A 12,714-nucleotide genomic window follows, 5' to 3' on the forward strand; every position below is an offset into this window, starting at 1 on the left:
CGTTAAGCCACTCGTCAACTTACCGCAGCCGTCATATTGAGTCTGTTCGTGTTTTCATAAGGATAGACATAGACTGCGCACTATTCCCCTTGCTTGGGATGTCATTTATTTTTCAGTATCTGGTTACCAGGTTTTGGGCTAGAGGTAGAACACGCGCTAACGATTTTACATTTGGAGGTAGATTATCGTGAACAGTACATCACATAAGGTTAAGGGACATTGTCGTTGCGGTCAGGTCACATTTGAAATGGATGCTAAGCTAATGATTACTATGGCTTGTCATCTAAGCTAAAAGACAGGTGAAAGACATTGCTGGCAATGGAGCGTATTTTGTTATGTACAACATACTGTACATGAAACTATTTCCAAGCTAAACTTGTCCCATATAATGTACAAGTGAGGTGCAAAATGCGAATTGTCTCTTTTACCGAAGCTCGCAATAGTCTAAAAGCCGTTTTGGATAATGTCGTCAATGATGCGGATACTACGGTCATTACTCGTCGTGATTCTGAAGATGCTGTTGTCATGTCATTGGATTACTATAACAGTCTCATGGAAACCGTCCATTTACTTCGTTCGCCTGCTAATGCAGAGCATTTAAACCGTTCTATTGAACAGTTTAAAGCCAGTAAAACAACTCAGCGAGAACTGATTGATGAGTAACAGGTTGTTATCATGGACTGATGAAGCCTGGAAAAGTTATGTTTATTGGCAGACTCAAGATAAGAAAACCTTGAGGCGTATCAATAAGTTAATAACCGATGTTCAGCGTTCCCCGTTTGATGGAATGGGAAAGCCGGAACCCCTCAAAGAAAACCTTTCAGGCTTCTGGTCGCGCAGAATAGATGATGTCAACCGTTTGGTATACGCTGTGGATGATACTGCAATTACGGTTATTTCGTGTCGTTATCATTATTAGTAGCGGTAAGCTTTGTCTTGTATTGATCCGCTTCGCAACCCCCTTTAATCCCCCTTGGTAAGGGGGATTAAAGGGGGTTGCTCAAGTATATTTCATTGTGCTGACCTGATTGGTCAGATTAACGAGTATTTCTCAAGCCTTTTGTAGGAGTCTGTTCGTTTGATTTCACAATTACCGAGATGGGTAGAGGTCGGTGCGTTTTTTCTGGCCTTGGTGGCAGGTTGTGTGAATGCCATTGGTTTGCTGAGTTTTGATCATCAGTCTGTGTCGCACTTGTCGGGCACGGCAACCTTGCTTGGTACGGGCTTTTTAAATTCTTCCTTTCAAACCAGTTTGCATTTAATGGGCGTTTTACTGTCCTTTTTGCTGGGTTCCGTTTTATCCGGTGTGTTATTGCATGGGTCGAGTCTCAAGCTGGGAAGGCATTACGATACGGCCTTGTTTTTAGAAGCTGTCTTGTTATTAGTCTCGTTGTTCCTGTTATCGAACGGTTCTTTTTATGGGCACTTTTTTGCGTCGGCGGCGTGTGGTTTGCAAAATGCCTTGGCCACGACTTACAGCGGAGCCATTATCAGAACCACTCATGTCACGGGGATTTTTACCGACTTGGGCATTATGCTGGGGAAGTGCATCAGGGGCGAAGCGCTTGATAAACGTAAGGCTCAGCTGTTTCTGTACATCATCATTGGCTTTGTTTCTGGCGGTTCCATTGGGGCCTTATTGTATGAGTCGTATCAGTTTATGGCGCTTTTGTTTCCGGCGGCAAGCTGTTTCATCATGGCGGTTGTTTATCGTGTTTACATGACGGGACAGCCGCAGTAGAGCCGCGATGGCGAGACATTAAACCGTAGAGATTTTCACCAGAGTGGCCTTGAGTAGACTATGATTGGTGTTATGTTGCTTTTATCGTCCATCAAGTGTGCCGAGGGATAAGTTATGGAAGCTGTCGCTAAATGGTTGTGGAATGTGTTGGTGGCCATTGATCAACTTGGCAATGCCATTGCTGGAGGGGATCCTGATATTACCATCTCTGCGAGGGTCGGTTACTTTGCCAATAGAAGTCCCAATAAGCGGTTCCATTATTACTGGAAATTTTTAGAGCGTGTCATCGATTTCACCTTTTATCCGCTGGATGGCCCAAAGCATTGTTTGAGTTCGTTAGCAAAAGATAATGAGCAAGGTCATGTGCACGGTAGCGATTTTGTACGGGCGATACTGGCGTTAATTGCCATAACCGCGTGTGTCTTTATTAGTCTTTTAACTTGGACGGCGTATTTGCTGGGGCAGCGACCAAAGTAAATCAAACAGATTATTTGGCGTGACACCAATAGAAGCATTTAACCGATTTAGACTCAATTTATTGGAGCTTAACATGTCAAAACTTGAGTTGCGTATTCCGCCTGTTTTATTGATGTTTATTTGTCTGATTGGTATGTGGGCAACGGCGCTGCTTATGCCTGTGGCCTCTCTGTCTTTTCCTTGGGCTAAGCTTGTTGCTGGTGTCTTTTTTCTACTTGGTGGGGTATTGCCCATTCTGTCGGTGGTCGAGTTTCGCAGAGCGAAAACGACGCTGGACCCACGTTTTCCAGAACACTCTTCTCACTTGGTCAGCCGTGGTGTGTTTGGGTTAAGTCGCAACCCCATTTATCTTGGTTTTGTGTTGTTGTTGATTGGGGTGGCTTGGTACTTAATGAATCTGTTGGCGGTGGTTTGGGTTCTCGCTTTTGTGTTGTATATGACTCGCTTTCAGATTGTGCCGGAAGAGCGGCATATGAAAGAAAAGTTCGCAGAGGAATTTGATTCCTACTCGGCAAGCGTTAGACGCTGGTTATAGTGCCCTCATTCTTTAGGTAAAAAAATAGGCGCCCATGGCGCCTATTTTTTTACCTAAAGATGGCTTGCTTTAAGCTTGTTTTTTGCTCCATGCAAAAGGCTTAAACATGTCATCAACGGGGGTTTTTGCGACATGATTCACGTAGTTGCTAATCACTTTCTGTGACAATCCTAAGATGATTTCCAACACTTGCTTAGGCTCGTAACCAGCGGCATAAAAAGCGGCTAATTCTTCATCAGAAGCAAAACCACGCTGACGAACGAGTGTTAAGGTCAAATCTTGCAAGGCTTGTAATTTTTCCGTGGGCATTGGTTCGCTGTTGCGTAAGGCTTCGATTAACGCTTTGTCCACGCCCATAGAATGAGCAATGGCCGTGTGTGCTGGAACACAGAAGTGACACTCGTGTTCAACGTTAATGGTTTGCCAAACAACGGTCAGTTCTTCGGCATCAAAAGAGGTGTTTGTGAAAGCTTGATGCAGTTGCGTATAAGCCTGAAGAATTTCTGGCGACTCTGCCATCACAGCATACAGACTAGGTATCGTCCCCATTTGTTTTACAGCGTTTTCTAAAATGGCTTTGCTGCCTTCAGGTGTGGTGTCCAAGTTATGTAAGGTAAATTCGGTCATGTTTGCGGCCTTAGGTTGGTTAATTAAAAGCTTGGTTTGCTTAAGTAATGAGCAATTTAACTTTAATTGAACGATCGTTCAATATATATTTGAACATTCGCTCAATTATATTTTTTTATAAGGTTATGCTGTGAGTAAAAAGCCAAGGTTTGATCGCCAGCAAGTCATTGAAAAAGCGACAAATTTGTATTGGGGAAAAGGCTATCACGCGACGTCGATGCGCCATCTTCAAGACGCGATTGATATGCGCCCCGGAAGTATTTATGCTGAATTCGGTAGTAAAGATGGGGTGTTTAAGGCGGCGATTGAATACTACGTACAAGTCAGCCTAGATCAGCTTGAACAATTGCGAGCACAATCGGACTCACCGCTTAATACCTTGCAGCGCTTTGTGAGACTGGTGGTGATTGAATCACGTCAAAATGCACCGAGCAGTATGTGTTTGTTGGCAAAAACTGTGGCTGAGCTAACGGAAGAGCAGGGTGAATTGTTTGAACAAGCCAAGGCCGCTTTAAAAAGAGTGGAAGATGCGTTTGCTAAGCTCATGACCGAAGCTCAACAGCATAATGAAATCTCCAAGCAAAAAGACCCACAACAACTGGCGAGATTGCTACAAATTCAAATAACGGGCTTGCGTGTCTACGCTAAAACCTGTGATGATATCGAGATTTTAGAGGCGATGATCGAGGATGTGTTCGCGCATTCCCAGAGCGGATTAAATGGAGTTCAATGATGAAGTTTTTGGTGTTTCTTGGCAGTGTTCGTAACAGTACGCCACCTAAACCGGCCCGCTTGGGTGAACGTGTTGCTAAAGCTTGTTTAGACTGCTTTGCTGAGCGTTTTGCCGACCATGAGATAGAACTCATCGATGCATTGGATTACCCAATGGAGCCTGTCTTCAAGCCACATTTCGCTTATGTGAAAGGTAAAGCCCCAACGGCATTAGACGACTTGGCGGATAAGATTGCGGCTGCCGATGGCTACGTCATGGTGAGCCCAGAATACAACCATTCTATGAGCCCTGCGTTAGCAAACTTGTTGAATCATTTTGGCAGTTCCATTTTTTCTTATAAGCCCAGTGCCATTGTGACCTATTCGGCTGGTCAGTGGGGTGGCATGCGAGCGGCGTTAGGCATGAGAAATTTTTTAGCGGAATTGGGCTGTTTGTCGGTCTCAGCAATGATCCATATTCCTAAGGCGCAAGAAGTATTTCAGGAAGATGGTGCATTGCAAGTAGGGGAAGACCAGAGCGTTTGGTTTGATTATTTTGGGCGCAGTTTTTATCAACTGGTTTGGTGGGCGGAAGCGACTCACCAGCAAAGACAAATAGAAGACCCTTTCACCCATGCGAAGGCGTTTAAACGTCAGCCTTCACAACGAAACGCGCCTTAATGCTCTCGCCGGCATCCAGTGCTTGGCTTGACATAAATAGCTTGCGGTAAATCGCTTGAAGTAAAGACCGCGCTATACATCAAAATGCAGCTCGACAAACTTTTCGTAGAGCTGCGCCTCGCTTTCTTGTCTCGCCGGATCCGGTTTCACGCAATCAATTGGACACACTGCGACACAAGTCGGTTGGTCGTAGTGTCCCACGCATTCAGTGCATTTCTCAGGGGCGATTTGGTAGATTTTGGGCCCCATGCTAATGGCGTCATTGGGGCATTCCGGTTCACACATGTCGCAGTTAATACAGCGCTCATTGATCAACAGAGCCATCTCGTCACCTTTATACTGTGGCTTGTTTGTGTGGCTGTCGGGTAGTTTGGCCCTCTGGCAAGTTGCGCAACAGTATGCCCATAGAAACGTCCATACCTTGAGGGCAAGGGAGGCTGACAATGTGGCCGCTGCCTTTGGCGACGTGAATGTCTTGGTCTTTTTTATCCCACAGCTGAGTAAGTATGAAGGTTAGGTTGCCCTGCGGTGTCATTAATTCCAGTGAATCGCCCACACAGAAGCGGTTTTTGACGGCCAGTGTCAGTTTGTTGTTCTGGCAGGATAAGACTTCGCCAACGAACTGTTGTTGATGGCTGACGGAATTGCCCGTTTCGTAGTTCTGCAAATCCACATGGCGATGACGCTGTAAGAAGCCGTCGGTATAGCCACGATTGGCGAGATTTTCTAAGTTATCCATTAATTGTGGATTAAAGCTTTTACCAGCCACAGCATCGTCGATCGCTTGACGGTAGATTTGTGCGGTTCTGGCACAGTAATAGAAAGACTTGGTTCGGCCTTCGATTTTTAGTGAGTGGATGCCCATTTTTACTAGACGTTCCACATGTTGAATGGCCCGTAAATCTTTTGAGTTCATGATGTAGGTGCCGTGCTCGTCTTCAAAGGCTGGCATGTATTCGTCTGGACGACCTTGTTCTTGTAATAAAAACAGTTGATCGGTTGGCTCTTGAATTTGCACCGCTGAGTTGGCCGTGGCGATGATGTGGCCGTTGCTGTCTTCGGTGGCAGAGTGAGCATTGTATTGCCAGCGGCAGGCGTTGGTGCAAGCCCCTTGGTTTGGATCGCGTTTGTTCATGTAGCCAGACAGCAAACAACGGCCAGAGTACGCCATGCATAACGCCCCGTGAACGAAGACTTCGAGCTCCATTTCAGGCACCTTCATGCGGATTTCTTCGATTTCGTCTAAGGACAATTCTCGGGACAAAATAACGCGGGAAATGCCTTGTTGCTGCCAGAATTTCACCGTGGCCCAGTTTACCGCATTGGCTTGAACAGACAGATGGATTGCTTGATCTGGAAACGCTTCACGAACCATCATGATCAGGCCTGGATCTGACATAATCAGTGCGTCAGGTTGCATTTTCACCACGGGAGCTAAGTCTTGTATGTAGGTTTTTAGCTTGGCATTGTGGGGGGCGATGTTGCTCACCACATAAAGCTTTTTACCCAGCTCATGAGCTTCATTGATGCCGATTTCAAGTTTTTCTAGATCAAATTCATTGTTACGAACACGTAATGAGTAGCGCGGTTGGCCTGCGTAGACCGCATCGGCGCCATAGGCGAAAGCGTAACGCATGTTTTTTAACGAACCGGCTGGCGACAATAATTCTGGTGTAAACATGACTTGGCCCTAAAATGAAAAACGCGCGGAGTGTAACCTCTTGAAGAACGAACTCAAGAGATTGGCACGGCTTTGCCAAGCTAATTGTCAGCCCTTTGATTTAAGTCAAATCTTGCTTGTGAATTGGGAGAGCTATTGTGTGCTGACTGGGTCGACAGACATAAAAAAAGCGAGCACGTTAGGCTCGCTTTTAGGAAAACTAGAACAAATTCACACTAAAACTGGTAAGCCGCGCTCACGTATACACGACGACGTTCACCCACGAAGGAGCCAATTTTATCGGTAAAGCCGCTGACCGCGTATTCTTTATCAAACAGGTTTTTGACGTTGACTTGGAATTTCCAATCTTGCCAGTGGGTTTGCCATGATAAATCGTAAACGCTATAAGGCTTCACTTTTTGCCCTTGGCGATTGATCTGACCACTCACGTAATCCGAACCCAAAGCAATGGACGATGCTAGGCTTGGGAAGTCGTAGCGAGTCCAGGCACCAAGTTGATGATAAGGTGTGTTCGCAAAGCGGTCACCATCGGCGTATTGAATGCCATCGTTGGCTTCTTTCACCACAGTGTCATTGTACGCATAGCTAACATTCGCCACCCAACGAGGCGTAATATCTGCCATAACATCCAATTCAATCCCTTTGCTGCGGACTTTGCCAATGGCAACCAGCATGTCGCTGTCGTTAGGGTCTTCTTGCAAAATATTCTCGCGAATAATTCGATACGCAGCCAGATTGACGTTCAGCTTGTTGTTTAACCAATAGCTGCGCACACCGACTTCCACTTGGTGGCTTGCTTCTGGGTCAAATGGGCCACCGACACTGCTTTGTTGGTCTGCGGCGTCTTGTGGTACAAAGCCTGTAGAGACAGAAGCATAGGGTTTCCAAGTGTCATTTAGTTGATAGCTACCGCCAAAGCGTGCTGTGTAGCCTGTGTCGTTATATTGCTTTTCACCCTCACTGGACATGTGGTCTTGGTAGCTTTCTTCATAACGATCAATGCGGATACCACTGAGTAAATTCAGTTTGTCGGTAATCTGCCACTGGTCTTGGGCGTATACACCAAGACGATCTGACGTGGTGGTTTCGTCTGTTTTAAGGTGCATGGTGTAATCGCTGACATTGTCTTGACCATAGACAGGATCAGTCAGACTCAGATTGGACACACCATCCGCTGTTTTGCTGGCACGGTAGTATAAAAAGCTGTTTTTTTCATGGAAGTAATCACTGCCAAGCAGCACAGTGTGATCGCCCAGTTCGGCAATCAGATTGCCTGCTAAGGTGATGCCTTTTCTTGAGCGAACTTGATCACGATACTGTCGCTGCGTGGTGTCTATAACACCGTCACTGTCGCTGTCTAATAAGCCAACGACTTCGTGGTATTTTTGGTTTTCGGTATTCTCAAAGTAGCGAAGGGCGACGTTGCTTTCGAGCCAGTCATTGATGCTGTGATCAAGGCGCATTTGGAAAACTTGTGCATCCAGTTCTTGGTAGTCGGATTTCTCATTGTTGTTCCATGAGGTATCGGCTAAGAAATTACCATCGTCATCGGTTGGAATACCGCGTAAACGAGCACCGGAAAGGTATTGGTGAATGTCTGTGTATTGCACCGTTAAGGTGTTGTCTTGATCAATGTCCCAAGCGTAGCCAAGATCAATGATTTGGTTTTCTTCTTCCACATTGTTGCGGTAAGAGTCTTGCCCATCAGAATAAATGCCCACGCGGTAACGTTGTGAGGCCTCTTCGTTAGCGGGCCCAGATGACTCAATACTGCCACTTAAGAAGTCTTTGTTGCCCGCGGTGACTTGTAGGGTATTTTGCTGTTCATAAGTTGGCTTTTTCGTCACATAGTTGATCACACCACCCGGTTCACCAGCGCCATAGACTGCACCGGAAGGGCCTTTTAGTACTTGGACTTGCTCGATGGTGAAAAGCTGCGGAATGGAAAAATCGCCAAACGGATCGCCTTTTAAGCCATCATAGAGAATCTCGTCTTGCATAAAGCCACGTAATGTCACAGTTGCGGGTTGATATTGTGACAGACCTGAAATGGAGCGATAGAGGTCAGTAATCTGACGAGCCGCTTGGTCTTCAATCAGGGTTTTGGTAACCACTTGAACGGATTGAGGTGTGTTGTCGATACTGGTATTTGTCTTGGTAACCAGATTGGTTTCATCTTCTTTGTAGTAGGATAGAGCGCGACCTTGCACTTCTAATGCCTGTAATTCAATGGTGTTATCATCCGCTGAAGCTTCTGCAAAGGCGATACATGAGAACGTCAGAGCGCCGCATGCCTGCATCATCAAAAAGGTTTTCTTAAACATGGAGAGTGTCTCTAGGTCGGGGTTTTGAAGTTCGGCATGATAATGATTATGAGAATGGTTTACAATTGTTTTTTGTAGGATAATTCTTACAAAAGGGTGGCGACGCTTATTGGGCTTTTGGGATAGCTTGTTACCTTGGTCAGTGACAGTCTAAATTTGGTATGGATTGCCGGAGTAACGCGCTTTAGCGTGAGAAGCTCGTTAGTGAAAGCGGGTTGGCTTAGCGAGAGGAGGAACAAAAAGCGAGCCTGAAAGGCCCGCTTTTTAACGTCTTTGATAGGTTATGCTTGGGCTTTTTCGGCGGCGGCTTTGCTCGCCCTGATGTAACCTTGCAGTGTGTCTTTTAATTGTAAGCGTTGTTTTTTCAGACTTTCTTCTTCTTGAGTGGTAGACGGAATCAATTCTTGTTCCATTTTCTCAATCTCATGAGTCAGGTGGTTGTATTCATCAAATAATTTTTTGAAATGGGCGTCTTCCATTTTTAAGTGATGAATGTCGTCTTTGTACTCAGGGAATTCATTGACTAAGTTGTGATCTGAAATTGGCATCGTGTCCTCCGATCTGCATTAATTTAATCATTAAGCTTATTTATAGATTAGCTTAGGCAAGGGGAAACATTCTTGACCCTTGTCAGCTTTTCTAACCTTAATCTTCTTATCTTAAGTAATAGGTCATAAGCCTGTATTTTCAATGCTGTCTTCAGTGACTGCGCATTTATTGGACATTTGTGGGGAGACTTGAAAGCTTGCTGACAGAGCATTTGTCCGTTGCGTGACAACGGACAAATAGAAGCGGATGGAAAAAACGAGAAAGGAAAAGCGTCTCAATTAAAAGTTGAGTTCCACTCTTGGTTGGCTGTCTTTGGACAAGTCAATTTCAGGTGAGCAGAGCAAAATACGTGACGAGCGAATACCTGAAGACACAAGGTAATCTTTCAAACGATCTGCTCTTGCTTGTGCCAACTCCCTTGCTTGTGCTTTTTGGTTTTCATCCAATGTCGCAGGTGGTGTGTCAAAGCCCAGATCCACATAACTGGTGACACCACAAGCTTTAAGTTGGCTGTCTTCTTTGTCTTTCATCAGTTGACTCAGTTGCACTAAAAAGTCATTTTGATTCTCACTGAGTTGGGTTTCTGTCGGCGCAAAGGTAAGGGGAGCGACGCGGATTTTTAGCAGCTGGTCACCTGCCAATTGAGCAATGCTGATGACATTGGCATAAGGGATGAAGGTTTGCATCAAGTAGTTACTGGAGGCGGAGTATAAGGCTTTGCGAACCGGTAAGAATAAGAAATTACGCCAGCCGAATTCAGGGTTGTCGATGTCCCCTGAGAGCGGAATGTCGAGATCAATGTTGTTGTCACTGTCTTTTAAAATCCCCACAGCAATATTGAGCGGAATCACCCCCGCCTGCATGACTGAGCCGCTTTCTTGCTGGCCGCCCAAGTCAAATTCCCTGAGTAAAACATGTGCATTGCCATCCAATAAGCCCTGTTGCGCATGCAATTTGAGGTCAAGGTCTAATTGTCCTGAGTCAATTTGATACCCTAAAACGGAGGCGAGATAAGCGGAATAAGGCGGTAATTCGGCTTCTTTAATGGTTAATTCACTTTGCATAGTGAGTCTGTCGGCCAACGGCCAAAGGGTCACATCGGATTGGATTTTTGTGTACTTACCATTGTGGGCTTTTAGGGTGACATCCATTGCTTGTTTTTCGTCTTGGGTATTCAGGTTAGCCAGGGTAAGGGTGTCGATGTCTAAGGTGCGTTCTAATGCTGGTGAAATACTGTCGTCTTTAACATAAACATGAGAGCTGCCGGTCATGGCATATTGGTTTAACACTAATTGATAAGGGGCTTTAAAACCTGACTCTGTCGTTTTAGTTTGCGTTGGTTCTGTGCTTGAGGATTTGCTGTCTTGACGGAGGTCAGACACTCTCGGGCTAGTGTTGGGCTGTAGTTTTGGTTCTGGCAAGGTCGCTGGTGTGTTGTTGATGGAGACCAGATTGGTGAGATTTTTTTCGGCGTCTAACAGCAAGCTAATCACCACATCTTGGGTGTGGATGCTGTCTATCTTTGCTGTGTCTTGATCGGCTTCCAGTTGGCTGATGCTAACTTGTCCTAATGTCGCAAGCGCTGGCCTGTCTGGGGCGCTAAGGTCGTCTGACAAGGTGATTTGATTGATGTCTAAACGCTCAGCTTGAACGGAAAAGACGTCCCCTTGCTGTTCAAAATTGACCCCAGAGAGTTGGCTGCTTTGCCATGCGGCAAGTCGCTTGTCGTTGCTGGCGTAGCTGTCTAAGCCTTTGGTATTGAGTGAAATCTGTTGGCCTGAAAGGCTTGTTTCTATTGGCTCCGGATCTGTTTGTTGTGCTTTTGTTTGATTCAAAGTCAGCTGATCTGCCATCAGCTGAGTCGTTTGCAAGGCAATGCTTTGACCGTTAATAAGGTCGCCATTGAATTCATCCAGTTGAAGGCTGAATGCTTTACTTTGTGCCTGAGTGTGTTGAGCATCTTGTGAAAAAGCTAACTGGCTGTCTAGTGTCAGTGATTGATATGACAAGCGGTTGCCTGCTTGTTTAACCGCCATCTGCTGGCTGTTAAATTGACTGTCGACGGCCACTTTAATTTGCTTATCGGTGGCCAGAGTAAGGTCAAGGTTTGCCAATTCGAGTGCAAGGGTTTGACCACTTAGAATGAGACTGTCAGAGGAGAGTTTCAGTTCCGCTAGGGCGAGTGTCGATGAGTCAGACGTTAATTGATAACCGGATTCGTCGCCAATGACCTTGATTGGGCTTGCTATGTCCAAGGTTTGCCAAGCCAGACTTTGTTCACCCTGTTGGATAGCCACATCTGAAGCCTTTATGGTTAGCTTAGTAGCGGCCGTTAGATTGATGGTGTCATGGTCTGCATTGGTCGCTTTGGGAGTAGGTGCATAGTCCAATTGGGTGTCTTTTAGGTCTAGGTTGGCTGCGTGCAGGCGAATGCTTTGTTCTTGGTTAACTGGTACGAAGGCATTTTGAAGATCCAGATTAAAGGACGTCACATTGAGTTTAAATTGTCCGCTGTTGGCATTGTGTTCCAATAACAAAGCGGCATTTAAGGTTAGGTCGCCTTCTGTTGCCTGATAGTCGACGGGTAAAAAGTGTCGAATGCTGTCAACCGAAAGGTCTGTGGTCAATGTGTTGATGACGAAGTTGGTCTGTTTTTTCTGGTAGTTTAGCTGGCTATCAAGGCGCAACGTCGCATCGTTTACTTGTGCTGATAGGGCGATGTCAGCTTGCCAATCTAAACCTTGTCCGATGAGGTTTTGAACTTCTAAGGAGGTTAAGCCTAGCCGATCTGTCTGCGCGTCTTCGTTCTGCTTGGTGTTACGGGTGAGATCCACAAAGGCGTTTTTAACCTGGATTTGAGGCACAGAAATGCCCCAAGAGGATGTGCTTGCGTTGGGATCAGTGTCTGCTTTTGATTGGTTAGATTCTGCAGCATCACTTTTTTCTGTGCTGTCTGACGTCAGTTTTGCCAGATCGAGTCCAGCGATGATCCAATTGTTCGCTTGTTGTTCTACGTTAAGGTTTAAGCCTGCTATGTCGGCAATGGACACCGCTAACGTTTGGTTGAACAAGGGCCAAAACTCAATGGCGAACTCGGCATGTTCCAGTGTCAGTGTTGGGACATTCTGCTGTTGGACGATGAGGTTATTGACCTCAAGTCGAGGTGGAAAGAAATCAATGTTAGGGGCATCCAGAGTCGCGCTCTGACCATGTTGTTGGAAAAAATCCTGTAGGTAGTGTTTGGCCACAAACGGCGCGGCTCCCCATAAGCACATCATCACTAAGCTGATAACGAGAACAGGGTAAAAGACGAATAGACGAAACTGGCGACGGGTTATCATGGATGACCTTATGATGTCTTGGAATTTAAATGTCTGTCAATCTGCAA

General features: G+C 45.8%; 13 protein-coding genes. 7 read left to right on the top strand and 6 right to left on the bottom strand.

The genetic code is table 11. The features are described from left to right. The first annotated feature begins 408 nt into the window (after positions 1-408). From OA79_RS09580 to OA79_RS09595, 5 genes are all read left to right on the top strand, one after another. Positions 409-663, top strand: coding sequence for a type II toxin-antitoxin system Phd/YefM family antitoxin (locus OA79_RS09580; protein WP_063333017.1), 255 nt, complete (start codon positions 409-411; stop codon positions 661-663). Continuing rightward, positions 656-919: a Txe/YoeB family addiction module toxin gene (locus OA79_RS18080; RefSeq protein WP_082825438.1), complete on the top strand. Its 264-nt coding sequence runs from the start codon at positions 656-658 to the stop codon at positions 917-919. The genes OA79_RS09580 and OA79_RS18080 overlap by 8 nt, the downstream gene beginning before the upstream one ends. Positions 920-1,078: 159 nt before the next feature. After that, positions 1,079-1,741: a YoaK family protein gene (locus tag OA79_RS09585; RefSeq protein ID WP_063333018.1), complete on the top strand. Its 663-nt coding sequence runs from the start codon at positions 1,079-1,081 to the stop codon at positions 1,739-1,741. Positions 1,742-1,855: 114 nt separating this feature from the next. Next, entirely contained in the window at positions 1,856-2,218 is a 363-nt protein-coding gene (locus OA79_RS09590; RefSeq protein WP_063333019.1) for a hypothetical protein, read from the top strand. Between the two features lie 73 nt (positions 2,219-2,291). After that, a complete protein-coding gene (locus OA79_RS09595) occupies positions 2,292-2,753 on the top strand; it encodes a methyltransferase family protein (protein WP_063333020.1) in 462 nt (153 codons plus the stop codon). A gap of 69 nt (positions 2,754-2,822) precedes the next feature. Here OA79_RS09595 and OA79_RS09600 read toward each other — a convergent pair whose 3' ends face one another. Continuing rightward, a complete protein-coding gene (locus OA79_RS09600; RefSeq protein WP_063333021.1) occupies positions 2,823-3,380 on the bottom strand; it encodes a carboxymuconolactone decarboxylase family protein in 558 nt (185 codons plus the stop codon). A gap of 130 nt (positions 3,381-3,510) precedes the next feature. Between OA79_RS09600 and OA79_RS09605 the strand changes: the two genes are divergently transcribed. Then, on the top strand, positions 3,511-4,113 hold the full coding sequence (locus tag OA79_RS09605) for a TetR/AcrR family transcriptional regulator (RefSeq protein WP_063333022.1): 603 nt from the start codon (positions 3,511-3,513) through the stop codon (positions 4,111-4,113). Continuing rightward, entirely contained in the window at positions 4,113-4,772 is a 660-nt protein-coding gene (locus OA79_RS09610; RefSeq protein ID WP_063333023.1) for an NADPH-dependent FMN reductase, read from the top strand. The genes OA79_RS09605 and OA79_RS09610 overlap by 1 nt, the downstream gene beginning before the upstream one ends. 72 nt (positions 4,773-4,844) lie before the next feature. Here the strand turns inward: OA79_RS09610 and OA79_RS09615 are convergent, their stop codons facing one another. From OA79_RS09615 to OA79_RS09635, 5 genes are all read right to left on the bottom strand, one after another. Continuing rightward, the gene (locus OA79_RS09615) at positions 4,845-5,096 is read right to left on the bottom strand and encodes a YfhL family 4Fe-4S dicluster ferredoxin (RefSeq protein ID WP_063333024.1); all 252 of its coding nucleotides are present in this window, start codon (positions 5,094-5,096) and stop codon (positions 4,845-4,847) included. A 10-nt stretch (positions 5,097-5,106) separates the two neighbouring features. Then, on the bottom strand, positions 5,107-6,453 hold the full coding sequence (gene trhP, locus OA79_RS09620) for a prephenate-dependent tRNA uridine(34) hydroxylase TrhP (RefSeq protein WP_063333025.1): 1,347 nt from the start codon (positions 6,451-6,453) through the stop codon (positions 5,107-5,109). A gap of 215 nt (positions 6,454-6,668) precedes the next feature. Continuing rightward, positions 6,669-8,777: a TonB-dependent siderophore receptor gene (locus OA79_RS09625; protein ID WP_082825439.1), complete on the bottom strand. Its 2,109-nt coding sequence runs from the start codon at positions 8,775-8,777 to the stop codon at positions 6,669-6,671. Positions 8,778-9,058: 281 nt separating this feature from the next. After that, entirely contained in the window at positions 9,059-9,325 is a 267-nt protein-coding gene (locus tag OA79_RS09630; protein ID WP_063333026.1) for a YdcH family protein, read from the bottom strand. A 279-nt stretch (positions 9,326-9,604) separates the two neighbouring features. Beyond that, a complete protein-coding gene (locus OA79_RS09635; protein WP_063333027.1) occupies positions 9,605-12,667 on the bottom strand; it encodes a DUF748 domain-containing protein in 3,063 nt (1,020 codons plus the stop codon). Between the last annotated feature and the right edge of the window lie 47 nt (positions 12,668-12,714).

It is taken from the genome of Marinomonas sp. TW1 (assembly GCF_001625355.1).
Classification (GTDB): domain Bacteria; phylum Pseudomonadota; class Gammaproteobacteria; order Pseudomonadales; family Marinomonadaceae; genus Marinomonas.

What these genes read in the sequence shown, in the direction of transcription:
- OA79_RS09580 (WP_063333017.1), top strand. Translation starts at nt 409, where the DNA reads ATGCGAATTGTCTCTTTTACCGAAGCTCGCAATAGTCTAAAAGCCGTT.
- OA79_RS18080 (WP_082825438.1), top strand. Translation starts at nt 656, where the DNA reads ATGAGTAACAGGTTGTTATCATGGACTGATGAAGCCTGGAAAAGTTAT.
- OA79_RS09590 (WP_063333019.1), top strand. Translation starts at nt 1,856, where the DNA reads ATGGAAGCTGTCGCTAAATGGTTGTGGAATGTGTTGGTGGCCATTGAT.
- OA79_RS09595 (WP_063333020.1), top strand. Translation starts at nt 2,292, where the DNA reads ATGTCAAAACTTGAGTTGCGTATTCCGCCTGTTTTATTGATGTTTATT.
- OA79_RS09600 (WP_063333021.1), bottom strand. Translation starts at nt 3,380, where the DNA reads ATGACCGAATTTACCTTACATAACTTGGACACCACACCTGAAGGCAGC.
- OA79_RS09610 (WP_063333023.1), top strand. Translation starts at nt 4,113, where the DNA reads ATGAAGTTTTTGGTGTTTCTTGGCAGTGTTCGTAACAGTACGCCACCT.
- OA79_RS09615 (WP_063333024.1), bottom strand. Translation starts at nt 5,096, where the DNA reads ATGGCTCTGTTGATCAATGAGCGCTGTATTAACTGCGACATGTGTGAA.
- trhP (WP_063333025.1), bottom strand. Translation starts at nt 6,453, where the DNA reads ATGTTTACACCAGAATTATTGTCGCCAGCCGGTTCGTTAAAAAACATG.
- OA79_RS09625 (WP_082825439.1), bottom strand. Translation starts at nt 8,777, where the DNA reads ATGTTTAAGAAAACCTTTTTGATGATGCAGGCATGCGGCGCTCTGACG.
- OA79_RS09630 (WP_063333026.1), bottom strand. Translation starts at nt 9,325, where the DNA reads ATGCCAATTTCAGATCACAACTTAGTCAATGAATTCCCTGAGTACAAA.
- OA79_RS09635 (WP_063333027.1), bottom strand. Translation starts at nt 12,667, where the DNA reads ATGATAACCCGTCGCCAGTTTCGTCTATTCGTCTTTTACCCTGTTCTC.